This is a genomic window from Ramlibacter sp. Leaf400 (assembly GCF_001424545.1).
Taxonomy (GTDB): domain Bacteria; phylum Pseudomonadota; class Gammaproteobacteria; order Burkholderiales; family Burkholderiaceae_C; genus Ramlibacter.
Genome location: NZ_LMQL01000013.1, coordinates 85,250 through 107,106, shown reverse-complemented (window position 1 = coordinate 107,106; position 21,857 = coordinate 85,250). Strand labels below are relative to the sequence as shown.

General features: G+C 70.2%; 20 protein-coding genes. 7 read left to right on the top strand and 13 right to left on the bottom strand.

The window, feature by feature from the left end; translation table 11 throughout:
- The first annotated feature begins 4 nt into the window (after positions 1-4).
- Genes ASG30_RS22805 through ASG30_RS19010 form a run of 6 tightly spaced genes read left to right on the top strand, consistent with a single transcriptional unit; the run spans position 5 to position 6,899 of the window.
- Positions 5-682 carry a class I SAM-dependent methyltransferase gene (locus tag ASG30_RS22805; protein ID WP_055900562.1) on the top strand — a complete coding sequence of 226 codons (678 nt, stop codon included), beginning with the start codon at positions 5-7 and terminating at the stop codon, positions 680-682.
- Between the two features lie 8 nt (positions 683-690).
- On the top strand, positions 691-1,404 hold the full coding sequence (locus ASG30_RS19030; RefSeq protein ID WP_055900558.1) for an acylneuraminate cytidylyltransferase family protein: 714 nt from the start codon (positions 691-693) through the stop codon (positions 1,402-1,404).
- On the top strand, positions 1,394-2,452 hold the full coding sequence (gene neuB / locus ASG30_RS19025; RefSeq protein ID WP_055900554.1) for an N-acetylneuraminate synthase: 1,059 nt from the start codon (positions 1,394-1,396) through the stop codon (positions 2,450-2,452). The genes ASG30_RS19030 and neuB overlap by 11 nt, the downstream gene beginning before the upstream one ends.
- The gene (neuC, locus tag ASG30_RS19020; protein ID WP_055900552.1) at positions 2,452-3,591 is read left to right on the top strand and encodes a UDP-N-acetylglucosamine 2-epimerase; all 1,140 of its coding nucleotides are present in this window, start codon (positions 2,452-2,454) and stop codon (positions 3,589-3,591) included. The genes neuB and neuC overlap by 1 nt, the downstream gene beginning before the upstream one ends.
- Positions 3,581-5,095, top strand: coding sequence for a DegT/DnrJ/EryC1/StrS family aminotransferase (locus tag ASG30_RS19015; RefSeq protein ID WP_327212938.1), 1,515 nt, complete (start codon positions 3,581-3,583; stop codon positions 5,093-5,095). The genes neuC and ASG30_RS19015 overlap by 11 nt, the downstream gene beginning before the upstream one ends.
- Complete coding sequence (locus ASG30_RS19010; RefSeq protein ID WP_055900545.1) at positions 5,082-6,899, top strand: polysaccharide biosynthesis protein; 1,818 nt, start codon at positions 5,082-5,084, stop codon at positions 6,897-6,899. The genes ASG30_RS19015 and ASG30_RS19010 overlap by 14 nt, the downstream gene beginning before the upstream one ends.
- Here the strand turns inward: ASG30_RS19010 and ASG30_RS19005 are convergent.
- The gene (locus tag ASG30_RS19005; RefSeq protein ID WP_156385623.1) at positions 6,896-7,531 is read right to left on the bottom strand and encodes an LON peptidase substrate-binding domain-containing protein; all 636 of its coding nucleotides are present in this window, start codon (positions 7,529-7,531) and stop codon (positions 6,896-6,898) included. The genes ASG30_RS19010 and ASG30_RS19005 overlap by 4 nt on opposite strands.
- A gap of 56 nt (positions 7,532-7,587) precedes the next feature.
- On the opposite strand from ASG30_RS19005, the gene ASG30_RS19000 reads away from it, so the two are divergent.
- A complete protein-coding gene (locus tag ASG30_RS19000; protein WP_055900538.1) occupies positions 7,588-8,136 on the top strand; it encodes a YggT family protein in 549 nt (182 codons plus the stop codon).
- On the opposite strand, the gene accD is transcribed toward ASG30_RS19000, so the two are convergent.
- The 12 genes from accD to ASG30_RS18940 all read right to left on the bottom strand — a co-directional run bounded on the left by accD (position 8,133) and on the right by ASG30_RS18940 (position 21,853).
- Positions 8,133-9,005 carry an acetyl-CoA carboxylase, carboxyltransferase subunit beta gene (gene accD / locus ASG30_RS18995; protein WP_055900535.1) on the bottom strand — a complete coding sequence of 291 codons (873 nt, stop codon included), beginning with the start codon at positions 9,003-9,005 and terminating at the stop codon, positions 8,133-8,135. The two genes, ASG30_RS19000 and accD, sit on opposite strands and share 4 nt — an antisense overlap.
- A 28-nt stretch (positions 9,006-9,033) precedes the next feature.
- A complete protein-coding gene (trpA, locus tag ASG30_RS18990; protein ID WP_055900533.1) occupies positions 9,034-9,843 on the bottom strand; it encodes a tryptophan synthase subunit alpha in 810 nt (269 codons plus the stop codon).
- Positions 9,840-11,084, bottom strand: coding sequence for a tryptophan synthase subunit beta (gene trpB / locus ASG30_RS18985; RefSeq protein WP_055900530.1), 1,245 nt, complete (start codon positions 11,082-11,084; stop codon positions 9,840-9,842). Before trpB ends, trpA begins: the two co-directional genes overlap by 4 nt.
- On the bottom strand, positions 11,062-11,805 hold the full coding sequence (locus ASG30_RS18980; protein WP_055900527.1) for a phosphoribosylanthranilate isomerase: 744 nt from the start codon (positions 11,803-11,805) through the stop codon (positions 11,062-11,064). Before ASG30_RS18980 ends, trpB begins: the two co-directional genes overlap by 23 nt.
- The gene (gene truA, locus ASG30_RS18975; protein ID WP_055900525.1) at positions 11,802-12,584 is read right to left on the bottom strand and encodes a tRNA pseudouridine(38-40) synthase TruA; all 783 of its coding nucleotides are present in this window, start codon (positions 12,582-12,584) and stop codon (positions 11,802-11,804) included. The genes ASG30_RS18980 and truA overlap by 4 nt, the downstream gene beginning before the upstream one ends.
- Before the next feature lie 25 nt (positions 12,585-12,609).
- Positions 12,610-15,366 carry a FimV/HubP family polar landmark protein gene (locus ASG30_RS18970; RefSeq protein ID WP_327212937.1) on the bottom strand — a complete coding sequence of 919 codons (2,757 nt, stop codon included), beginning with the start codon at positions 15,364-15,366 and terminating at the stop codon, positions 12,610-12,612.
- Positions 15,367-15,650: 284 nt separating this feature from the next.
- Complete coding sequence (asd, locus tag ASG30_RS18965) at positions 15,651-16,799, bottom strand: aspartate-semialdehyde dehydrogenase (RefSeq protein ID WP_055901158.1); 1,149 nt, start codon at positions 16,797-16,799, stop codon at positions 15,651-15,653.
- Between the two features lie 81 nt (positions 16,800-16,880).
- Complete coding sequence (gene leuB, locus ASG30_RS18960; RefSeq protein ID WP_055900518.1) at positions 16,881-17,969, bottom strand: 3-isopropylmalate dehydrogenase; 1,089 nt, start codon at positions 17,967-17,969, stop codon at positions 16,881-16,883.
- Between the two features lie 7 nt (positions 17,970-17,976).
- Positions 17,977-18,627, bottom strand: coding sequence for a 3-isopropylmalate dehydratase small subunit (gene leuD, locus ASG30_RS18955; RefSeq protein WP_055900515.1), 651 nt, complete (start codon positions 18,625-18,627; stop codon positions 17,977-17,979).
- Between the two features lie 11 nt (positions 18,628-18,638).
- Complete coding sequence (gene leuC / locus ASG30_RS18950) at positions 18,639-20,060, bottom strand: 3-isopropylmalate dehydratase large subunit (RefSeq protein ID WP_055900511.1); 1,422 nt, start codon at positions 20,058-20,060, stop codon at positions 18,639-18,641.
- 183 nt (positions 20,061-20,243) lie between these two features.
- The gene (gene gltA / locus ASG30_RS18945) at positions 20,244-21,554 is read right to left on the bottom strand and encodes a citrate synthase (RefSeq protein ID WP_055900508.1); all 1,311 of its coding nucleotides are present in this window, start codon (positions 21,552-21,554) and stop codon (positions 20,244-20,246) included.
- Between the two features lie 32 nt (positions 21,555-21,586).
- The gene (locus ASG30_RS18940; protein WP_055900505.1) at positions 21,587-21,853 is read right to left on the bottom strand and encodes an FAD assembly factor SdhE; all 267 of its coding nucleotides are present in this window, start codon (positions 21,851-21,853) and stop codon (positions 21,587-21,589) included.
- Positions 21,854-21,857 lie beyond the last annotated feature (4 nt).

The following is a 21,857-nucleotide window of genomic DNA, read 5'->3' as shown; positions in this document are numbered from 1 at the left end:
CGCCATGGCCCTCGATCCCCGCTGGGAAGAGATCTTCCGCACCCGCGCCTGGGGCAAGTACCCGCCGGAAGAGTTCATCCGCTTCATGGCGGGCCACTTCTACCGGCACCCGGCCCGCCACGAGGTCCGCGTGTTCGAGGCGGGCTTCGGCACCGGCGCCAACCTCTGGTACGCGGCGCGCGAGGGTTTCAGCGTCTTCGGGCTCGAAGGCTCGCAGGCCGGGTGCGAGCTGGCCTGCGCGCGACTGGACGCCGAGGTCCCGGGCTGGCGCGACCACGGCGCGCAGCTGCGCTCGGGTGACATCTGCAAGCCGCTGCCCTGGGTGGCCGACAGCTTCGACGCGGTGCTCGACAGCGATGCCGCCACCTGCAACAGCCACGAGGAGGCGCGCGGCCTCTACCGCGAGCTGCACCGCATCGCCAGGCCGGGCGGGCGCCTCTACGTGCGCACGCCGGCCGCCGGCACCTGGGGCGAGGGCACGGGCACGCCGCACGGCCGCGGCCAGTGGCAGTGCGACCAGGGGCCGTTCGCCGGCACGGGGGTGGTCCGCTTCGCGACGGAAGACGACGTGCGGGACCTGCTCTCGGACTGGAAGATCGAGCAGCTCGAGGAAGTCTCGCGCTCCATGGGCAACCGGGCCCACGTGGTGCGCGAGTGGGTCGTCGACGCGGTCAAGGACTGAAAAGCGCCATGGCCGCAACCATCGCCACCATCTGCGCGCGCGGCGGCAGCAAGGGCCTGCCGGGCAAGAACCTGCGGCCGCTGGCCGGCAGGCCGCTGATCGTCCACACCATCGAACAGGCGCTCGCGTGCCGCGGCATCGGGGCCGTGTTCGTGTCGACCGACGACCAGGCCATCGCCGAGGTCGCGCGAGAGGCGGGGGCCCAGGTGCCGTACCTGCGTCCGGCGGAACTGGCCACCGACGAGGCGCCCAAGCTGCCGGCCATCGAGCACCTGGTGGCGCACCTGGAGCGCGGCGGCCTGGACGTGAAGACCGTCGTGGACCTGCAGCCGACCTCGCCGCTGCGCACGCCGCAGGACATCGAGTCCGCAATCGCAGGGCGTGGCGATGCCGACCTGGTGGTGAGCGTCACCGAGCCCTCGCACAACCCGTACTACACGCTGGCCGAGTCCGATGCACTGGGCCGGCTCCACCTGAGCAAGCCCGCCAACTTCGCGCGGCGCCAGGACGCGCCCGCGGTGTGGGGCCTGAATGGGGCGATCTACGTGTGGCGGCGCGCGGCGCTGCCGAAGGCCATCGCGCAGGGGTTCTGGAGCGTGGGCGTCCAGGCCTACGTGATGCCTCGTCGGCGCTCCATCGACATCGACGACATCGAGGACTTCGAGCTGGCTCAGTGGCTGATGCAGCGGATGCAAACGACGGGAGCACGCGATGGCAACTAGCGCGCACCGCACCTTCGTCATCGCCGAAGCCGGGGTGAACCACAACGGCGACCCCGCGATGGCCATCGCCTTGGCGGACGCCGCGCTGGCCGCCGGCGCCGACGCCGTCAAGTTCCAGACCTTCCGTGCCGAGGACGTGGTGAGCGCCTCCGCCCCGACGGCCGACTACCAGCGCACCAACACCGGCGCCACCAGCCAGTTCGACATGATCAAGGCGCTGGAGCTGGACGAGGAGGGCCACCGCCGCGTGGCGCGGCACTGCGAGCGCATCGGCATCGAGTTCTTCTCCACGCCGTTCTCGCCGCAGGCGGTGGACCTGCTGGTCGGGCTGGGCGTGCGGCGCATCAAGCTGCCCTCGGGCGAGATCACCAACCGGCCCCTGCTGCAGAAGGCGGCCGCCACCGGCCTGCCGCTGCTGCTGTCCACCGGCATGTCGACGCTGGACGAGGTCCGCACGGCGGTGGGCTGGATCGAGCAGGGATGGGCGTCGCGCGGCGCGCAGCCGTCCGCTTCGCCCGCGCTGGTGCTGCTGCATTGCACCTCGGCCTATCCGGCGCCGGCCGAGGCGCTGAACCTGCGCGGGACCGCGGCGCTGGCCGCGGCGTTCCCGGCATTGCCGGTCGGCTACTCGGACCACAGCCAGGGCATCGAGGCGGCGCTGGCCGCGGTGGCGCTTGGCGCCACGGTGATCGAGAAGCACCTCACGCTGGACAAGGCCCTGCCCGGGCCGGACCACCGGGCGTCGGCCGACCCGGCGGAGTTCGCCGCCATGGTCGCCGCGCTGCGGCGGCTCGAGCCCATGCTGGGCGATGGCATCAAGCGCCCGCACCCGGTCGAAGAGAACACACGTGCGGTGGCGCGCCGCAGCGTGGTCACCACGCGTCCCCTGCCGGCCGGCCACGTGCTGGCCGCGGACGACCTGGCCTTGCGCCGCCCGGGCACCGGCATCGCGCCGGACCGGATCGAGGCCCTGCCGGGCCGCCGGTTGCGCGAGGCGGTGGCCGGCGACGTGCCGCTGCAATGGTCGATGCTGGAGGAGGGCGCCTGATGCGCCGCATCGCCTACCTCACCGGCACCCGCGCCGACTTCGGGCTGATGGCGTCCACGCTCCGGCGCCTGCAGGCCACGCCCGGTGTCGAGGTCTCGGTCCTCGTCACCGGCATGCACCTGAGCCCGGCCTGCGGCGACACGGTGCGCGAGGTGCAGGCTTCGGGGCTGCCCATCGCCGCCAGCGTGCCGGTCAACATCGACGAGCGCACGCCCGAGGCCATGGCCACGTCCGTGGGCGTGGCCCTCGAGGGCCTGACACAGGCGCTGGCCGCGCACCGCCCGGACCTGCTGCTGGTGCTGGGCGACCGCGGCGAGATGCTGGCCGGCGCAATCGCGGCGCTGCACCTGGGCATCCCCATCGCTCACCTGCATGGCGGCGAGCGCTCGGGGACGGTGGACGAGCCGATCCGCCATGCCATCACCAAGCTGAGCCACCTGCACCTGGTCGCCAGCGAGGAGTCGCGCGAGCGGGTCGTGCGCATGGGCGAAGCGCCCGGACAGGTGCACGTGGTCGGCGCGCCCAGCCTGGACGACATCGTCGGCCGCGCCCCCGTGGACCGCGCGGCGCTCCTGCAGCGTCTCGGCCTGCCGGCCGGTGCGCGCTATGCGCTCGTGCTGTTCCATCCGGTCGTGCAGGAAGCCGAAGATGCCGGCCGGCAGACGCGCGCCTTGCTGCGGGCACTGGGCGACGAAGTGCTGTCGCAAGGCCTGCATGCGGTCTGGCTGGCGCCCAACGCCGATGCGGGCTCGGCCGCGATCGTCGACGAGATGCGGCAAGCGGGCGCGCAGCGGCTGCGTTGCATCACGCACCTGCCGCGGGGCGACTACCTCGATGCACTGCAAGGCGCGCAGCTGCTGCTGGGCAATTCTTCCTCCGGGATCATCGAGGCCGCCTCGTTCGGCACGCCGGTGGTGAACGTGGGCACGCGCCAGCGCCTGCGGCAGCGCAATGCCAACACGATCGACTGCGGCGCCGACGCGCCCGAGATCGCTTCCGCGCTGCGCCAGGCCCTGGCCCACGGACGCCACGAGCCCCGCAACGTTTACGGCGACGGCCACGCTGGCGAACGCATCGCCCACCTGCTGGCCACCTGCGCGCTGCCCCGCAGCCTGCTGGACAAGACCAATGCCTACTGACGCCGCCAGCCCCCTCGCGATGCGCCTGCGGGTGCCGCTGTCGCTGACCTGGAAGGACGCCGTGCAGCGCATGGACCGGGAAGGCGAGGGCATCCTGCTCGCGGTGGACGGGCAGGGCGCCCTACGGCGCACGGTCACCGACGGCGACCTGCGCAGGGCCCTGCTCGCTTCGGCGGCGCCGGGCTCGACGCTGGCGGACCTGCCCTCGAATCCGCCGATCAGCGTGGGCGAGGACGCCGATGCGACGGCCGTGCGCCAGCTGATGGAGCAGCACCGCATCAGCCACGTGCCGGTGGTCGATGCCCAGGGCCGTCCCGTGGACCTGATCCACAGCCGCGAGCTGGCCGGCCGCATCTGGCTGTCGTCGCCCCACCTGGGCGAGGAGGAAACGGTCTTCGTCGAGGAAGCGTTCCGCACCAACTGGATCGCGCCGCTCGGGCCCCACGTGGACGGCTTCGAGCGCGAGGTGGCGGCGTTCACGGGCGTGGGGCATGCGGCCGCGCTGAGTTCCGGCACGGCGGCAATCCACCTCGGGCTGCTGCTGCTGGGCGTGCAGCCGGGCGACACGGTGTTCTGCTCCTCGCTCACTTTCGTGGGCAGCTGCAATCCCATCCTGTACTGCGGCGCGCGGCCGGTGTTCATCGACAGCGAGCCGGGCAGCTGGAACATGTCGCCGGCGGCGCTGGAGCGCGCCTTCGAGTGGGCCCGGCGCGAGAACCGCATGCCGCGTTGCGTGGTCCTGGTGAACCTGTACGGCCAGAGCGCGGACATGGACGCGCTGCTGCCGATCTGCCGCCGCCACGGCGTGCCGGTGCTGGAGGACGCGGCCGAATCGCTGGGCGCGCGCTACAAGGACCGCGCCAGCGGCAGCTTCGGCGATGTCGGCGTGTTCTCCTTCAACGGCAACAAGATCATCACGACTTCCGGCGGCGGCATGCTGGTGTCCGACGACGCGGCGCTCATCGCGCGCGCCCGCAAGCTGGCCACGCAGGCGCGCGAGCCGGCGGCGCACTACGAGCACCGCGAGGTCGGCTTCAACTACCGGATGAGCAACGTGCTGGCGGGCATCGGCCGCGGCCAGCTCAAGGTGCTGCCGCAGCGCGTGCAGCGGCGCCGGGAGGTGTTCGAGACCTACCGGCAGGCCTTCGAGGGCGTGGACGGCCTGGCGTGGATGCCCGAGCCGGCCGGCTCGCTGTCGACGCGCTGGCTGACCTGCGGGGTGCTGCACGGTCCCGGCGCGCAGGCGCGGCGGGACGCCGTGCTGCGCCGGCTGGAGCGCCATGCGATCGAGGCCCGCCCGGTGTGGAAGCCCATGCACCTGCAGCCCCTGTACGCGCAGGCCCCGTACTTCGAGCACGAGCCGGGCACGGACGTTTCGGCCGGCCTCTTCGAGGCAGGCCTGTGCCTGCCCTCCGGTTCCAACCTGAGCGCCGCGCAGCTCGATCGGGTGGTCGACCACCTGCGGCACGCGCTGGCCGCCGGCGCTTCGGATGCACTGGCCTAGGCGCGCCGGCGCGGTGGCGCTGGACCTCGCGCTGGTGGCGCTGGCCTGGTGGGGCGCGTTCTGGCTGCGCTTCAACCTGGAGGTGCCCGACGAGTTCGCCACCCTGGCGCTGGAGGGCGCGGGGGTCTGCCTGCTGGCGTATGCCGCCGCCTTCGCGGCCACGCGCGTCTGGCGCCACGTCTGGAGCTACATCGGCTTGCCGGAGCTGCGGCAGCTGGTGCTGGGCATCGCACTGGGCGCCACCATGACCGCAGCGGTGGTGCTGGCGTTGCGCCTGCCGTACTTCCCACGGTCGGTCCTGCTGCTGCATCCCGTGCTGGCGCTGGTGCTGCTGGGCGCCGCCCGTGCGGGCTGGCGCACGCTGGTGGAGCGGCAGTTCGCCGCCGGCGGCGCGCGCCTGCTGATCGTGGGCACGCTGCAGGACGCGGCCGATGCGCTGCGGGCCCTGAAGGGCTCGCAGCAGTGGCTGCCGGTGGGCATCGTCAGCCCGGTCGCAGCCGAGGTGGGGCGCTCGATCCAGGACGTGACGGTGCTAGGCGGCCTCGACGCGATGGCTCGCGTCTGCGCCAGCGTGGAGGCCCGCACGGCGCTGGTGGCCAGTCCGCCGGGCTCGGCGGAGCGGCGGCAGGCGTTGCTGGGGGCCGCCGAGGCGCGCATCCCGCTGCTGACGCTGCCGCGCCCGGAGGAATGGCTCAAGGCGCAGGGCGCGGGGCCGCGCAAGGTCGAGCTGGAAGACCTGCTGGGCCGCGCGCCGGTGCAGCTGGACGTGGCCGGGCTGTCGGAGCTGATCTCCGGCCAGACGGTGCTGGTGACCGGCGCCGGCGGGTCCATCGGCGCCGAGCTGTGCCGGCAGATCGCGCGCTTCGGGGCCGCGAAGCTGGTGTGCGTCGACGTCTCGGAGTACGCGATCTACCAGCTCGAGCAGGCGCTGCGCGCCAGCCATCCGCAGCTGCAGGGGCTCTACTACACCGGCAACGTGCGCGAGCCGTTGCGGCTGTCGGCCATCGCGAAACGGCATCGCCCGGCCGTGGTGTTCCATGCCGCCGCGTACAAGCACGTGCCGCTGATGGAGCAGCTCAACGAGGTCGAGGCGCTGCGCACCAACGTGTGCGGAACGCTCAACGCCGCGCGGGTGGCCGGGGAATGCGGTGCGCGCCGCTTCGTGATGATCTCCACCGACAAGGCGGTGAATCCCACGAACGTCATGGGCGCGAGCAAGCGCCTGGCCGAGCTGATGGTGCAGGCGGTCGCGCGGCGCTATCCGCAGACGGGCTTCGTGTCCGTGCGCTTCGGCAACGTGCTGGGGTCCAGCGGCTCGGTGGTGCCGCTGTTCACGTCGCAGATCGCGCGCGGCGGCCCGGTGACCGTGACGCATCCGGAGATCGTGCGCTACTTCATGACGATCCCCGAGGCCGCGCAGCTGGTGCTGCAGGCCGGGCTGATGGGGCGGTCGGGCGAGATCTTCGTGCTGGACATGGGCGAGCCGGTGCGCATCGTGGAGCTGGCGCGGATGCTGATCCGGCTGTCGGGCCACACCGAGCAGGAGGTGCCCATCACCTACACGGGCCTGCGGCCCGGCGAGAAGCTGTACGAGGAACTGCTGGCCGACGACGAGACCACCGTGCCCACGCCGCATCCCAAGTTGAGAGTGGCCAAGTCGGGCGGCGCCCTGCCGGACGTGGAAGCGGTCGGGTGCTGGATCGAGGCGGCCGGTGCCGTGCCGGGGGAAGACGAGGTGCGGCAGTGGCTGCGGACGCAGGTGCCGGAGTACTCGCCGCCCGGGAGTCCGGTCGAAAGGGCCTAGGCCGAGATCCCGGTCTTCACCAGCACGTCGCTCACCAGCTCCAGCCGCACGAGTGGGTTGTCCAGCTCCATCAGGCGCTGCTTGAGCCCCACCGGCAGGGGCAGCAGCTCGCACCAGCGGTTGGCCACCCAGCCGCAATCGTCCAGCCGCCAGGGCTGGGCCACGGGCATCTGCTCCGGCGTCGGGGCGCGTTCCTGCAGCGAGTGAAGGACCTTGCCCAGCGCGGTGGAGGTGACCTGCAGGTCTTCGGGCACGGGGACCACCTTGTCGGCTTCCAGGCGCTCGACGTCGGCGATCCACAGGCCGTGCTTGAGCTGGTCGCTGGACCGGATGCGAAAGCGCTGCTGCCCGACCGCGCGCACCATCATCAGGCCCGGCCGTGGGTGCTCCATCGCCGCGATGGTGGCCAGCGTGCCGACGGTGGAGAAAGCTTCCTGGCCCGCGCCGGGTTGCCGCACTTCATGGCCCTGCGTGAGCGAGACCACGCCGAAGGGCGCGCCCGCCTTGTGGCAGCGGCCGATCATGTCGAGGTAGCGGACCTCGAAGATGCGCAGCGGCAGGAGCCCGCCCGGAAACAGCACGGTGCCCAGCGGGAACAGCGGAAGCGACTGCAGGGTGAGGACTGTGGCCAAGCAGAGGTACCGGAGTGACGCCGCTATCATCCCACGCGAACAACAAGGCGGGGTCGATGGCGCACGAAATCCTTTCTTTCCTGCTGGACGTGGTCGCCGGCCTGCTCGGCGGCGCCTTCCTGCTGCGCCTGTACATGCAGCACCAGCGCGTGCCGTTCGGCAACCCGATCGGCCGCTTCGTCTTCGCGGTCACCGACTGGCTGATCCTGCCGCTGCGCCGCGTGCTGCCCTCGGTGCGCCGCGTGGACACCGCGAGCCTGGTCGCGGCCTACCTGGTCCAGCTGGCGCAGTACTCGGTGCTGTGGGCCCTGTTCGGCGGGGGCGGCTACGGTGCGGTGCCGGTCGTCGCGCTGTTCGGCCTGCTGCAGCTGGCGGTGTCGGCGCTCACCGCGCTCTTGATCGTGTACGCGATCCTGTCCTGGGTGCAGGCCGATTCGCCGCTGGCCGACGTCATCGACCGGCTGTGCGCGCCGCTGCTGCGGCCCTTCCGCCGCCTGATCCCGCTGGTGGGGGGCATCGACCTGTCGCCGCTGGCCCTGCTGGTGCTGCTGCAGGTCGTGGCCATGGTGCTGCGCGCCGTGGCGCGCTCGGCGCTGGCTTTCTAGATCACCGCGTCGGCGGGCTGGCGCTGCAGCATCGCCAGCGTGTGCGCCACCTTCTGGCGCAACTCGCGGCGGTCGCAGATGAAGTCGACCGCGCCCTTCTGCTGCAGGAACTCGGCGCGCTGGAAGCCCTCGGGCAGGGTCACGCGAACGGTGGACTCGATCACGCGCGGGCCGGCGAAGCCGATCAGCGCCTTGGGCTCGGCGATGACCACGTCGCCCATGAAGGCGAAGCCGGCGCTCACGCCACCCATGGTGGGATCGGTCAGCACGCTGACGTAGGGCAGGCCCTTCTTGGCCAGGCGCGTGAGCGCGGCGTTGGTCTTGGCCATCTGCATGAGCGACAGCAGGCCTTCCTGCATGCGCGCTCCGCCGGTGGCGGTGAAGCACACGAAAGGCACCTTCTGCTCGATGGCGCTCTCGACGCCGCGGGAGAAGCGCTCACCCACCACGCTGCCCATGCTGCCGCCCATGAAGTCGAACTCGAAGGCGGCCGCGACCAGGCTGATGCCGTGCACCGCGCCGCCCATGACGACCAGCGCATCGGTCTCGCCGGTGTTCTCCAGCGCTTCCTTCAGCCTCTCGGGGTAGCGGCGGCTGTCCTTGAACTTGAGCGCGTCGACCGGCAGCACCTCCTGGCCGATCTCCCAGCGGCCTTCCGGGTCCAGGAAGCCGTTGAGGCGCGGGCGCGCGCCGATGCGGTGGTGGTGGCTGCAGCTGGGGCAGACGTTCTGGTTGTGCTCCAGGTCGGTCTTGTAGAGCACCGTCTCGCAGCTGGGGCACTTGACCCACAGGCCCTCGGGCACGCTGCGGCGCTCGGTCGGGTCGGTGGGTTGGATCTTGGGGGGCAGCAGTTTTTCGAGCCAGCTCATGCTTTGCGTTCCATCTGTGGGAAGGATTCTAGTGATCCAGGGCCTGGCGGATGCCGCGCAGGAAGGTGCCCACCTCGGCCGCCATGCGCTCGCGCGGCTGCTCCTCGATGAGCTGGATGAGCCGGGTGCCGATCACCACGGCGTCGGCCACGCGGCCGATGGCCTGCGCGGTGGCGGCATCGCGGATGCCGAAGCCCACGCCGACGGGGATCTTCACGTGCTCGCGGATGCGGGGCAGCATCTGTTCGACGGCTGCCGTGTCCAGGTGGCCGGCACCGGTCACGCCCTTGAGCGAGACGTAGTAGACGTAGCCGCTGGCGATCTCGGCCACCTGCTGCATGCGTTTGGCGGTGCTGGTGGGCGCGAGCAGGAAGATCAGGTCCAGGCCGGCCTTCTTCAGGTCGGCCGCGAACTGGGTGCATTCCTCCGGCGGGTAGTCGACGACCAGCACGCCGTCCACGCCCGCGGCGGCGGCGTCGCGGATGAAGGCGCCCGGGCCCTGCACCAGGTCGTAGCGCTCCACCGGGTTGGCATAGCCCATCAGGACCACCGGCGTCTGCGTGTCGCGCTCGCGGAAGGCGCGGACCATCGCGAGCACCTGCACCATGCCCACGCCCAGCGCCAGCGCCTTCTCGCCGGCCTTCTGGATCACGGGGCCGTCGGCCATCGGGTCGGAAAAAGGCACGCCCAGTTCGATGACGTCGGCGCCCGCTTCGACCATCGCGTGCATCAGTTCGGGCGTGATGTCGGCGAACGGGAAGCCGGCGGTGACGTAGGGGATGAGGGCCTTGCGCTTTTCCGAGGCGAGGCGGGCGAAGGTGGCGCAGATGCGGCTCATTTGCCGCCCTTCAGCTTCAGGCCGCGCATCGAGGGCCGGTCGTAGAAGTCCACGCCCGCCAGGTCGGCCACGGTACCGATGTCCTTGTCGCCGCGGCCGGAGAGGTTGACCAAGAGGTGCTGGTCGGGCCGCATCGTGGGCGCCAGCTTCATCGCGTACGCCACCGCATGGCTGGACTCGAGCGCCGGGATGATGCCTTCGGTGCGGCACAGGTAGTGGAAGGCTTCCAGCGCTTCCTGGTCGGTGATGCCGACGTACTCGGCCCGGCCGATGTCCTTGAGCCAGGAGTGCTCGGGGCCGACGCCGGGGTAATCCAGCCCGGCGCTCACGCTGTGGGTTTCGGTGATCTGGCCGTCGGCGTCCTGCAGGATGTAGGTGCGATTGCCGTGCAGCACACCCGGGCTGCCGCGCTGCAGCGAGGCGGAGTGCTTGCCGCTCTCCAGGCCTTCGCCGGCGGCCTCCACGCCGATCAGGCGCGTGGACTCGTGGGGGATGTAGGGATGGAAGATGCCCATCGCGTTGCTGCCGCCGCCGACGCAGGCGATCACGGCGTCGGGCTGGCGGCCCGCCATCTTCGGCATCTGCTCCAGGCATTCGTTGCCGATCACGCTCTGGAAGTCGCGCACCATCATCGGGTAGGGGTGCGGACCGGCCACGGTGCCGATAATGTAGAAGGTGTCCTCGACGTGGGTGACCCAGTCGCGCATCGCCTCGTTGAGCGCGTCCTTGAGCGTCCTGCTGCCGGACTCCACCGGCACCACGCGCGCACCCAGCAGGTTCATGCGGTAGACGTTGGGGCTCTGGCGCTTGACGTCGTCGCTGCCCATGTAGACCACGCACTCCAGCCCGTAACGGGCACAGATGGTGGCCGTGGCCACGCCGTGCTGGCCGGCGCCCGTCTCGGCGATCACGCGCGGCTTGCCCATGCGGCGCGCCAGCATGGCCTGGCCGATCACGTTGTTGATCTTGTGCGCGCCGGTGTGGTTGAGGTCCTCGCGCTTGAGGTAGACCTGCGCGCCGCCGAGCTCGCGGCTCATGCGTTGCGCGTGGTAGACGGGCGAGGGCCGGCCGACGAAGTGCGTCAGCTCGCTGCGGAATTCGGCCAGGAACTCCGGGTCGTGCTGCCAGCGCGCATAGGCCTCGCGCAGCTGGTCGATCGCGTGGGTCAGCGTCTCGCTGACGAAGCTGCCGCCGTAGGGGCCGAAGTGGCCGGACGGGTCAGGTTGTTGATAGGAGGGCATTGGGGGACCTTGCAAGAAGCACGTCGGCGGCGCGCACGGCCGCGACGAACTGATGGATCTTTTCGGGGTCCTTGACGCCGGGCTGGGAAGCTCCCCCCGCAGCTGACGCCTCGACCCCCGAGCTCACATCAACGGCCAGCGTCCTGCAACGCGGCCGCACTTGCACGATGCCATCGGTCACGTTTGCAGGCGTCAGTCCACCAGACAAGACGAGGTGAGCGTTGACGCTTGGTGGAAGCCGTGACCAATTGAATGCCTTGCCGCCGCCGCCGTAACCTTCGACGTGCGCGTCGAGAAGGAGGGCCCGGGCGTGTTCGTGGAGGGCCGCGAATTTTACCAAGTCGAACGGCTGGGCCTCGTCCAGCGGGATGCGGGCCGCGCGCATCCAGGGCCGGGCGCCGTTGCCGCTGGCGGCCAGGCACTGCCCGGGCGTCTCGTCGCCGTGGAACTGCAGCATCGCGTGGGGCACGAGCTCGCAGGCGGCGGCCACGTTGGCGGGCGTCTCGTTCACGAACAGCAGCACCGGCGACACGAAGGGCGGCAGGCGGCGCGCGAGTTCGGCTGCGCGCTGCGCGCTCACGTAACGGGCGCTCTTCGGATAGAGGACGAAGCCGACCGCGTCGGCGCCGGCCTGCACCGCGGCATCGACGTCCTGCTCACGGGTGAGGCCGCAGATCTTGATCCGCGTGCGGAGGTTCATCGGGTGCTGCGCGGCGCTCATGGCAACCAATCATACGCAGCGGTCCTTTGCGGCAGGCCCCAGCGGGCGTCGTAGACCGGGCCGAGGAAGTACAGGCCGTCGGGAGAAAAAGTCGGGGCCGCCGCGTCGCGGTCGCGCGCCGCCAGCACTTCGTCGATCCACTGCGGCGGGCGCTGGCCCTGGCCGACCACCAGCAGGCAGCCCAAGATGTTGCGGATCATGTGGTGCAGGAAGGCATTGGCCTCGAACTCGAAGCGCCAGTAGGGGCCGCGCCGCGCGATCTCGATGCGGCGCATGGTCTTGATTGGCGACCTGGCCTGGCAGGCCGAAGCGCGGAAAGAGGTGAAGTCGTGCTCGCCCAGCAGGCGCTGGGCGGCGTCCCGCAGGGCCGATTCATCGAGCGGGCGGAACACCCAGCCCGCTCGGCCGCTCTCCAGGCTGGGCCGCACCGGCGATTCGAGCAGGACGTAGGCGTAGCGGCGGGCGAGGGCGCTGGCGCGCGAGTGGAACTCATCGGGCACGGGCTGGGCCCACTGCACGGCGATGTCGGAAGGCAGGAAGCTGTTGGTGCCGCGCACCCAGGAGAACGATTCGCGCTGGACCTCGGTGTCGAAGTGGACGACCTGCATCAGGCCGTGCACGCCGGCATCGGTGCGGCCCGCACACACCGTGGACACGGGTCGTGCGGCGAACTGCGTAAGGGCGGCCTCCAGGTGGTCCTGGACGGTGCGGCCCGACGGCTGGCTCTGCCAGCCGTCGTAGCCTTGTCCCAGGTAGCTGATGCCGAGGGCCCACCTCACGGCCGGCCTTTGCGGGGCAGCGGGATCAGCCGATCTCCGCCAGGAACTTCTGCGCCTTGCTCTTCAGGTCACCGGACGCTTCGGCGATGACTTCCTGGGCCAGGCTGCGGGCGCCGTCGGCGTCGCCGATGGCGTTGAACTCCTGCGCCAGCGCGAGCTTGGTGGCCAGCGGGTCTTCGCCGTCGCCACCCAGGTCCAGCTCGAGGCCGGCCGTGCTCATGGAATCGCCGGCGTCAGTGGATGCTGGCGTGGCCGCTGCGGGAGCGGGGGATGCGCCGGGCAGGTCGAGCGAAAGCGAGCCGAGGTCGAACTCGATCATCCCCGAGTCGGCCGGTGCCGGCGCGGGCTTGGCGGGAGCGGACGTCGGAGCGGCAGGCGAAAGTCCGACCGGTTCGGTCCTCGTGAAGCTCAGGCTGTTGTCGGGGACCGACAGGGTCGGCGCATCGAGTCGGACCGCGTCCGGTGCGGCCGGGGTGGGCGCACTGGCGAAGTCCATGTCGAGGGAGGGCACGGCAGCGAAGCTGTCGGGCCCCAGCGTTGCGCCCGGGGCCGAGGTGGACGGGGCGCTGGGCGTGTCGTCCAGCGAGAAGTCCAGGTCCAGGTCCATGGCCGAGGCGCCGGTGTCCGGTGCTGCGGCCTCGGGAGCCTTGCGGGTGGCGGCCATCGCGGCCGAAGCGCCCACCGCTGCCGCAGCCGTGGCGGTGGCCGCAACGGCGCCGCCGCCGGACGGCTGGCCGCCAGGCTGGTACATCGGGTTGGTCGCGTCCAGTTCCAGGCCGAGTTCGCAGATGTGGGCCCACTCCGGACCTTCACCCCGCGTCAGGCTGAAGGCTTCGCCGGCGAGCTGCTCGAACGCCTTGGCGTCGCGGCGCTTGGCGTAGATCTCCAGCAGCTTGGAGTGGATGGCGATCCGCTGCGGATTGATGCGCAGCGCTTCCTTGAGGATCTCCTCGGCCTGCAGGTCGCGGCCGTAGGCCAGGTACACGTCGGCTTCGGCCACCGGGTCCACATCGCCGGCAGCGTCGAGCTGGCTGGGCGAGTACACCATCGAGGAGCCGGTCGGCGTGCCTTCGGCCGTGTCGACGCGCTGTCCGCCGCTGGCACCGAAGAACGAGTCGGGCTGCAGGCGGCTTTCCAGGAAGGAGCTGTCGATCTGCGCGGACTTGTGGCGCTGTCGCATCCGCCAGGCGCCGATGCCCAGCAGCAGGGCGAGCGCGCCGCCGAATGCGGCGGGGACGAGCGGGTTGGCCAGCAGCTCGTCGACCAGGCTGGGCTCTTCGATCGCAGGCGGCGGCGTGACCGGGCGCTTGGGCGCGGTGGCGGCAGCCGGCGCCGAGGCGGCAGCGGTGACGGGCGTTGCGACCGGGGTGTCCGTGGTCGGGGCCGAAGCCGGGCTGGACGGGGCGGCCGCCGCGGGTGCGGAGGCCGGAGCCGTGGGCGTGATGGCCGCGACCGGAGCGCTGGCGGGGGCAGCGGCGGCAGCGGGCGTGCTTGCGGCGGCCAGTGGCGCAGTGGCCACGGGCGCTGAGGCCGCGGCAGTGGCGGCCGGCGCGGCGGCGGTCGTCGCCGACGGCATCGTGATCGAGGGCAGGGCCGGGCCGGAAGCCGGCTTGGCCGGCGCGGCAGCGACGGACGGCGTTGGCGCGGAGGCTCCCGCCTTGGGAGCGATGGCCGCACCGGCGGGCACGGAACCGGTGAGCTTGTTCAGGTCGCTGAGGTTGCGGTTCAGCTCGGCGACGCGGTTCGCGGCGTCCTGGGACGCGCGGTTCTGCGCCACCTGGTCGGCGTTGGCGCGGCCCTGGACGCCGCCCTTGGACAGCGTGAGCTTGTCGGGTGCAGCGGCGGCGGGGCGCTTCTCGTCGAGCTGGGCCTGGACCCGGCCGGTCGCCTCGCGGCCAGTGCCGGCGGTAGGGGCCGTGGGCAGTCCTTCGGCCAGGCGACGGCGGAATTCGTTGAAGTCGCGGCTCTGCACGACCAGCGTCTGCCGGGCTTCGGCGGCCGGGATGGCCTCGGCCTGTTCGGCGGTCGGCAGGCTCAGGACCGAGCCGGCGCGCAGGCGGTTGACGTTGCCGCCGACGAAGGCGTCGGGATTGGCGCGCAGCAGCGCCAGCAGCATCTGGTCGAGCGAGACCGTGTTGGACTTGTTCGCGGCCGCGATGCGTCCGGCCGTCTCGCCGGACTGGACCGTGACCTGCTTGCCGTCGCCGGACACCGCCGGTGCGGCGGCTGCGGGGGTGGAAGTGCCGGAAGATGCGGCCGGCGCAGGTGCGGCGGTCGCAGGGGCAGCCGGCTGGGCCGCAGCCGCGGGAGCCGCCGGGCGCGTGCTGCGCTGGGGGGCCGCAGGCGTCGGCACGGCACTGCCCGAGCGGGCCGGCGAATTGGATGGCGTGACCTGCGCTGTCATCGGCGTCTGGCCCTGCCGCATGCCCGGCGGGTCGAACAGCATCGTGAAGTCACGCACGATGCGGCCGGAGGCCCAGTTGGTCTCCAGGATCAGGTCGACGAAGGGTTCGTTGACGGGGCGGTCGCTCGCCAGCCGCAGGTAGTAGCGGCCGTCGGGACGGCGCTGCAGGGAAACGTTGACGCCGGACAGGGCCGGGCTGAACTCCATCCCCGCGGCCCGGAAGGCGTCCGGCGATGCGACGCTGGCTTTCAGGCTGGCGACTTCATCGGCGGTGATCTCGGGAACGTCGATCTCCACCCGCAGCGGCTCGCCCAGGGCGGACTGGACCGTGACTCGGCCCAGCGCAAGCGCCTGCGCGGGGGTCGAGGGCAGGCTCAACAGCGCGGCAGCGGCCAGCGCGACGGCAGTGGCTTGCCACTGTCGTTTGTTCGTCGTTGTTGAGGCCCCCACTGCTCGGTCTGCAGGCAGTTTTGTTCTCTTCATGCGGACATTCGCCTTGAGACGGAAATAGCTAAAAGGACCATAACATCAATGTCTTAGGGTGACAAGCTGAGACAAGGCTTAACGTCCGGAGCCTCGATTGCACCTCAACAGGACCCACTGTCCTGTTGCCCCTCGACAACGAGCCGTAACGAGACGAAACGGCCCGGTTCAGTCCTTCTTCAGGCGTCCAGCAGGATGCGCAGCATGCGGCGCAGCGGCTCGGCGGCGCCCCAGAGCAGCTGGTCGCCGATGGTGAAAGCGCCGAGGTACTCGGGACCCATCGCCATCTTGCGCAGGCGACCCACCGGGATGCCCAGCGTGCCGGTTACCGCGACGGGCGTCAGGTCCTGCAGCGTCGCCTCGCGGGTGTTGGGCACCACCTTCACCCACTGGTTGTCGGCCGTGATCAGGGCCTCGATGTCCGCCAGCGGAACATCCTTCTTCAGCTTGAAGGTGAGGGCCTGGCTGTGGCAGCGCATGGCGCCCACGCGCACGCAGAAGCCGTCGACCGGCACGGCCGCGGTGTCGAAGCCAGCGCCCTGGCCGAGGATCTTGTTGGTCTCGGCGCCGGCCTTCCATTCCTCGCGAGAGACGCCGTTGCCCAGGTCCTTGTCGATCCAGGGGATGAGCGAGCCGCCCAGCGGCACGCCGAAGTTCTCCATCTCGGCAGCGGACATCGACTGCTGGCGACCGAGCACCTTGCGGTCGATCTCGAGGATGGCGGACTTGGGATCGTCCAGCAGGGCCTTGACCTCGGCGTTGATCGTGCCGAACTGGGTCAGCAGCTCACGCATGTGCTGCGCGCCGCCGCCCGAGGCGGCCTGGTACGTCATGCTGCTCATCCACTCGACGAGCCCGGCCTTGTAGAGCGCCCCGACGCCCATCAGCATGCAGCTGACGGTGCAGTTGCCGCCGATCCAGTTGCGGCCGCCCTTGCCCAGCGCGTTGCGGATGACTGGCAGGTTCACCGGGTCCAGGACGATGACCGAGTCGTCCTTCATGCGCAGCGTCGAGGCCGCGTCGATCCAGTGGCCGTTCCAGCCCGCCGCGCGCAGCTTGGGGAACACCTCGCTCGTGTAGTCGCCGCCCTGGGCGGTGATGACGATGTCGCACTTCTTCAGCGCCTCGATGTCGAACGCGTCCTGCAGGACGGTTTCGTTCTTGGCCTGGGCGGGCGCCTTGCCGCCGGCATTCGAGGTGGAGAAGAACATCGGCTCGATCAGGCCGAAGTCGCCTTCGGCCTGCATGCGGTCCATCAGGACCGAGCCGACCATGCCGCGCCAGCCGACCAGGCCGACGAGCGGTTGTTGTGCCTTGGAGAGTGCCATCGTCATACGCCTTTAGAGAAGAAGAATCCTGGTTCCCCCGGCTCGTCCGGCCGGGGGAGGCGCGCGACGAACCGGAGCTGGCTAGCCCTTGGTGGTTTTCTTGGTAATCGCGGCCACGACGGCATCGCCCATTTCGCGGGTGCCGACCTTCGTGGTGCCTTCGGAGTGGATGTCCGCGGTGCGCAGCCCCGACGCGAGCACGTGCTTCACCGCGGATTCGATCCGGGCGGCGGCTTCGGGCTGGTTCAGGGAGAAGCGGAGCATCATGGCGGCGGACAGGATTGTAGCCAAAGGGTTCGCGACGCCCTTGCCCGCGATGTCCGGCGCGCTGCCGTGACTGGGCTCGTACAGCCCCTGGTTGCCGGCGTTCAGGCTGGCCGACGGCAACATGCCGATCGAGCCGGTGAGCATGGCCGCTTCGTCCGAGAGGATGTCGCCGAACATGTTGCCGGTGACCACCACGTCGAAGAACTTGGGCTGCTTGACCAGCTGCATGGCGGCGTTGTCCACGTACATGTGGTCCAGCTTCACGTCGGGGTAGTCCTTGCCCACCTCGGTGACCACATCCTTCCACAGCTGGAACGTCTCCAGCACGTTGGCCTTGTCCACGCTGGTGAGGTGCTTGCCGCGCTTGCGGGCGGCCTGAAAGGCGACGTGGGCGATGCGCTCGATCTCCGGGCGCGAGTAGCGCATGGTGTCGAACGCTTCCTCGGCGCCGGGGAAGTGTCCATCGGGCGACGTGCGGCGGCCGCGCGGCTGGCCGAAATAGATGTCGCCGGTCAGCTCGCGGATGATGAGGATGTCCAGGCCGGCCACCAGCTCGGGCTTCAGGCTCGACGCGTGCGTGAGCTGCTCGTAGCAGATGGCGGGACGGAAGTTGGCGAACAGGCCCAGGTGCTTGCGCAGGCCCAGGATGGCCTGCTCGGGACGCAGCGCGCGCTCGAGCTTGTCGTACTTCCAGTCGCCCACCGCGCCGAACAGGATCGCGTCCGCCGCCTTGGCGAGCTTGAGCGTCGACTCCGGCAGCGGGTGGCCCTGCGCCTCGTACGCCGCGCCGCCGACCGGCGCCGTCTCCATCTCGAACTTCAGGTCCAGGACGCCCAGGACCTTGACCGCCTCGGCCACGATCTCGGTTCCGATGCCGTCGCCCGGCAGCACTGCGATCTTCATTGGGTTCCTATCCGTTCAGGGTGTGGGCCAGCCAGGGCTTGGTGGCCAGGCGCTCGGCCTCGAAGGCCTTGATCTTGTCCGTCTGCCGCAGCGTCAGGCCGATGTCGTCCAGGCCGTTGAGCAGGCAGTACTTGCGGAAGGGCTGCACGTCGAAGGCGATGGATTCGCCGCTGGGCGTGGTGACCACCTGCCGGTCCAGGTCGATCGTGAGTTCGTAGCCCGGGAACGCGTACACCTCGTCGAACAGCTTGGCCACCGTGGCCTCGGGCAGAACGATGGGCAGCAGCCCGTTCTTGAAGCTGTTGTTGAAGAAGATGTCGGCGAAGCTGGGTGCGATCAGCGGCCGGAAGCCGTACTGCTCCAGCGCCCACGGCGCGTGCTCGCGCGAGGAGCCGCAGCCGAAGTTCTTGCGCGCCAGCAAGACCGAGGCGCCCTTGTAGCGCGGCTGGTTCAGCACGAAGTCCGGGTTGGGCTTGCGGGTGTTGGGGTCCTGCCCGGGGTAGCCGGGATCGAGGTAGCGCCACTCGTCGAACAGGTTGGGGCCGAAGCCCGTCTTGCGGATCGACTTGAGGAACTGCTTGGGAATGATGGCGTCGGTGTCGACGTTCTCGCGGTCGATCGGGGCCACGATCCCCTTGTGCACGGTGAAGGGCTTCACGGGGGGGCTCCTTAGGCGAACTGGCGGACGTCGACGAAGTGGCCATGCACCGCGGCGGCGGCGGCCATCGCCGGGCTCACCAGGTGGGTGCGGCCGCCGGCGCCCTGCCGGCCTTCGAAGTTGCGGTTGCTGGTGGAGGCGCAGCGCTCGCCCGGCTCCAGCCGGTCGGCGTTCATGGCCAGGCACATGGAGCAGCCCGGCTCGCGCCAGTCGAAGCCCGCGGCCTTGAAGATCTCGTGCAGCCCCTCGCGCTCGGCCTGCTCCTTCACCACGCCGGACCCCGGAACCACCATCGCCAGCTTCACGTTGCCGGCCACCTTCTGGCCCAGCTTCTTGACCACGGCCGCGGCCTCGCGCATGTCCTCGATGCGGCTGTTGGTGCAGGAGCCGATGAACACCTTGTCCACGAAGATGTCGTTGATCGGCTTGCCCGGCTCCAGGCCCATGTAGGTGAGCGCGCGCTCGATGGCGCCGCGCCGGTTGGCGTCCTTCTCCTTGTCGGGGTCGGGCACGCGGCCGTCCACGCCCAGCACCATCTCGGGCGAGGTGCCCCAGGTGACCTGCGGAACGATCTGCGAAGCGTCGAGTTCCACCACGGCATCGAACTTCGCATCGGGGTCGGAGTGCAGGGTGCGCCAGTAGGCGACCGCCTGCTCCCACTCCACGCCGGTGGGCGCGAGCGGGCGGCCCCGGACGTATTCGATGGTCTTCTCGTCCACGGCGACCAGGCCGGCGCGCGCGCCGGCCTCGATGGCCATGTTGCAGACCGTCATGCGGCCTTCCATCGTCAGCGCGCGGATCGCCGAGCCGCCGAACTCGATGGTGTAGCCGGTGCCGCCGGCGGTGCCGATGCGGCCGATGATGGCCAGCACGATGTCCTTGGCCGTCACGCCGCGCCCGAGCTGGCCGTCGACGCGGACCAGCAGGTTCTTCGCCTTCTTGGCCAGCAGCGTCTGCGTGGCGAGCACGTGCTCCACCTCGCTGGTGCCGATGCCGTGGGCCAGCGCGCCGAAGGCGCCGTGGGTGGAGGTGTGCGAGTCGCCGCAGACCACCGTCATGCCGGGCAGGGTGGCGCCCTGCTCGGGGCCGATCACGTGCACGATGCCCTGGCGCTTGGACAGGAACGGGAAGTAGGCCGCGCTGCCGAACTCCGACATGTTGCGATCGAGCGTGGTGATCTGCTCCTTGCTGATCGGATCCTCGATGCCGTCGTAGCCGCGCTCCCAGCCCGTGGTGGGTGTGTTGTGGTCCGCGGTGGCGACCACCGAGCTGATGCGCCACACCTTGCGGCCGGTCTCGCGCAGGCCCTCGAAGGCCTGCGGGCTCGTCACCTCGTGCACCAGGTGGCGGTCGATGTAGAGGATGGCCGTGCCGTCTTCCTCGGTGTGGACGACGTGCTCGTCCCAGATCTTGTCGTAGAGGGTGCGTGCCATGGCGTGCTTTCCAGCTGAAGGATGGGATTTTATCGGCCCAGGGCTTACGCGTTCCTCCGTAAGGGTGCTGCGAACTGCAGGGCTACGCCCTTGCGCCGTCATGGCGCCTCGAGGCCCGCCAAGCAAAAAGGCCGCTTGCGCGGCCTTTGCGTTGCAGCCGGGCCAAAGCCCGGCCGGTGCGATTCAGCGCTGCGCGATCGGCTTGACGTCGCGCTTGGTGGCGCCCGTGAACAGCTGGCGCGGACGGCCGATCTTGTACTCGGGGTCGCCGATCATCTCGTTGAGCTGGGCGATCCAGCCCACCGTGCGGGCCAGCGCGAAGATGGCGGTGAACAGCGACACCGGGATGCCGATGGCGCGCTGCACGATGCCCGAGTAGAAGTCCACGTTCGGGTAGAGCTTGCGCGAGACGAAGTACTCGTCTTCCAGCGCGATCTTCTCCAGCGACATGGCCAGCTTGAACATGGGATCGTTCTCCAGCCCCAGCTCGTTCAGCACCTCGTGGCAGGTCTCGCGCATCAGCTTGGCGCGCGGGTCGTAGTTCTTGTACACGCGGTGGCCGAAGCCCATCAGCTTGATGCCGGAATTCTTGTCCTTCACCTGCTTGATGAACTCGCCGATCTTGTCGACGCCACCCGCGCGCTGGATGTCCTCCAGCATGTTCAGCGCCGCCTCGTTGGCGCCGCCGTGCGCCGGACCCCACAGGCAGGCCACGCCCGCGGCGATGGCCGCGAACGGGTTGGTGCCCGAGCTGCCGCACAGGCGCACGGTGGAGGTCGAGGCGTTCTGCTCGTGGTCGGCGTGCAGGATGAAGATGCGGTCCATCGCGCGCACCAGCACGTCGTTGGGCTCGTACTCCTCGCACGGCGTGGCGAACATCATGCGCATGAAGTTCGCGGTGTAGGACAGCGAGTTCTTCGGGTAGATGTAGGGCTGGCCGGCGGCGTACTTGTACGCCATGGACACCAGCGTGGGCATCTTGGCGATCAGGCGGATCGCCGAGATCTCGCGGTGCTCGGGGTTATTGATGTCCGTGCTGTCGTGATAGAAGGCCGACAGGGCGCCCACCAGGCCGGTCATCACCGCCATCGGGTGTGCGTCGCGGCGGAAGCCCCGCAGGAAGAACTGCATCTGCTCGTTGACCATCGTGTGGTTGGTCACGCGCGAGACGAACTCCTTCTTCTGCTTCTCGTCCGGCAGCTCGCCGTACAGCAGGAGGTGGCAGGTCTCCAGGAAGTCGCACTGGGTGGCCAGCTGCTCGATCGGGTAGCCGCGGTACAGCAGTTCGCCCTTGTCGCCGTCGATGTAGGTGATGGTCGACTGGCAGGAAGCCGTGGACATGAAACCCGGGTCGTACGTGAACATGCCGGTCTGCGCGTACAGCTTGCGAATGTCGATCACGTCCGGACCGATGCTGCCCTGGTAGACGGGCAGCTCGACGCTGGGGCTGCCGTTCGAGAACGACAGGGTGGCTTTGTTGTCGGCGGGTTTCATGCGGTTTCCTTGGAGATCAATCGGGGGGCGCCTCAGCGGCTGCGCAACAGCTCCACGAGCTGCTTCATCTCGGGGCGGTCCAGCTCGCCGGCGGGCTCTTGCCGGCGCATCAGCAGGTCCATCAGGTCATTGTCGGCCAGCTGCATCAGCTCCTCGAGCAGCTGGCCCTGCCGTGGGGTGAGCACGGCGCCGTGCCGGGCGAAGAAACGCTCGAGGAACAGGTCGTTCTCCAGCAGGCCGCGGCGGCAACGCCAGCGCAGCTTGCCGACCTCGTGCTCGTCGAGCGGGACTTCGCCCATCGCG

Coding starts and splice junctions, on each gene's coding strand:
- neuC (WP_055900552.1), top strand. CDS start 2,452: ATGCGCCGCATCGCCTACCTCACCGGCACCCGCGCCGACTTCGGGCTG.
- asd (WP_055901158.1), bottom strand. CDS start 16,799: ATGGCACTCTCCAAGGCACAACAACCGCTCGTCGGCCTGGTCGGCTGG.
- ASG30_RS19000 (WP_055900538.1), top strand. CDS start 7,588: ATGGCGCACGAAATCCTTTCTTTCCTGCTGGACGTGGTCGCCGGCCTG.
- ASG30_RS19015 (WP_327212938.1), top strand. CDS start 3,581: ATGCCTACTGACGCCGCCAGCCCCCTCGCGATGCGCCTGCGGGTGCCG.
- ASG30_RS22805 (WP_055900562.1), top strand. CDS start 5: ATGGCCCTCGATCCCCGCTGGGAAGAGATCTTCCGCACCCGCGCCTGG.
- trpA (WP_055900533.1), bottom strand. CDS start 9,843: ATGAGCCGCATCTGCGCCACCTTCGCCCGCCTCGCCTCGGAAAAGCGC.
- ASG30_RS18940 (WP_055900505.1), bottom strand. CDS start 21,853: ATGGGCGAAGTCCCGCTCGACGAGCACGAGGTCGGCAAGCTGCGCTGG.
- neuB (WP_055900554.1), top strand. CDS start 1,394: ATGGCAACTAGCGCGCACCGCACCTTCGTCATCGCCGAAGCCGGGGTG.
- leuB (WP_055900518.1), bottom strand. CDS start 17,969: ATGAAGATCGCAGTGCTGCCGGGCGACGGCATCGGAACCGAGATCGTG.
- accD (WP_055900535.1), bottom strand. CDS start 9,005: ATGAGCTGGCTCGAAAAACTGCTGCCCCCCAAGATCCAACCCACCGAC.
- ASG30_RS18980 (WP_055900527.1), bottom strand. CDS start 11,805: ATGAGCGCCGCGCAGCACCCGATGAACCTCCGCACGCGGATCAAGATC.
- gltA (WP_055900508.1), bottom strand. CDS start 21,554: ATGAAACCCGCCGACAACAAAGCCACCCTGTCGTTCTCGAACGGCAGC.
- ASG30_RS19030 (WP_055900558.1), top strand. CDS start 691: ATGGCCGCAACCATCGCCACCATCTGCGCGCGCGGCGGCAGCAAGGGC.
- leuC (WP_055900511.1), bottom strand. CDS start 20,060: ATGGCACGCACCCTCTACGACAAGATCTGGGACGAGCACGTCGTCCAC.
- trpB (WP_055900530.1), bottom strand. CDS start 11,084: ATGCCCTCCTATCAACAACCTGACCCGTCCGGCCACTTCGGCCCCTAC.
- ASG30_RS19010 (WP_055900545.1), top strand. CDS start 5,082: ATGCACTGGCCTAGGCGCGCCGGCGCGGTGGCGCTGGACCTCGCGCTG.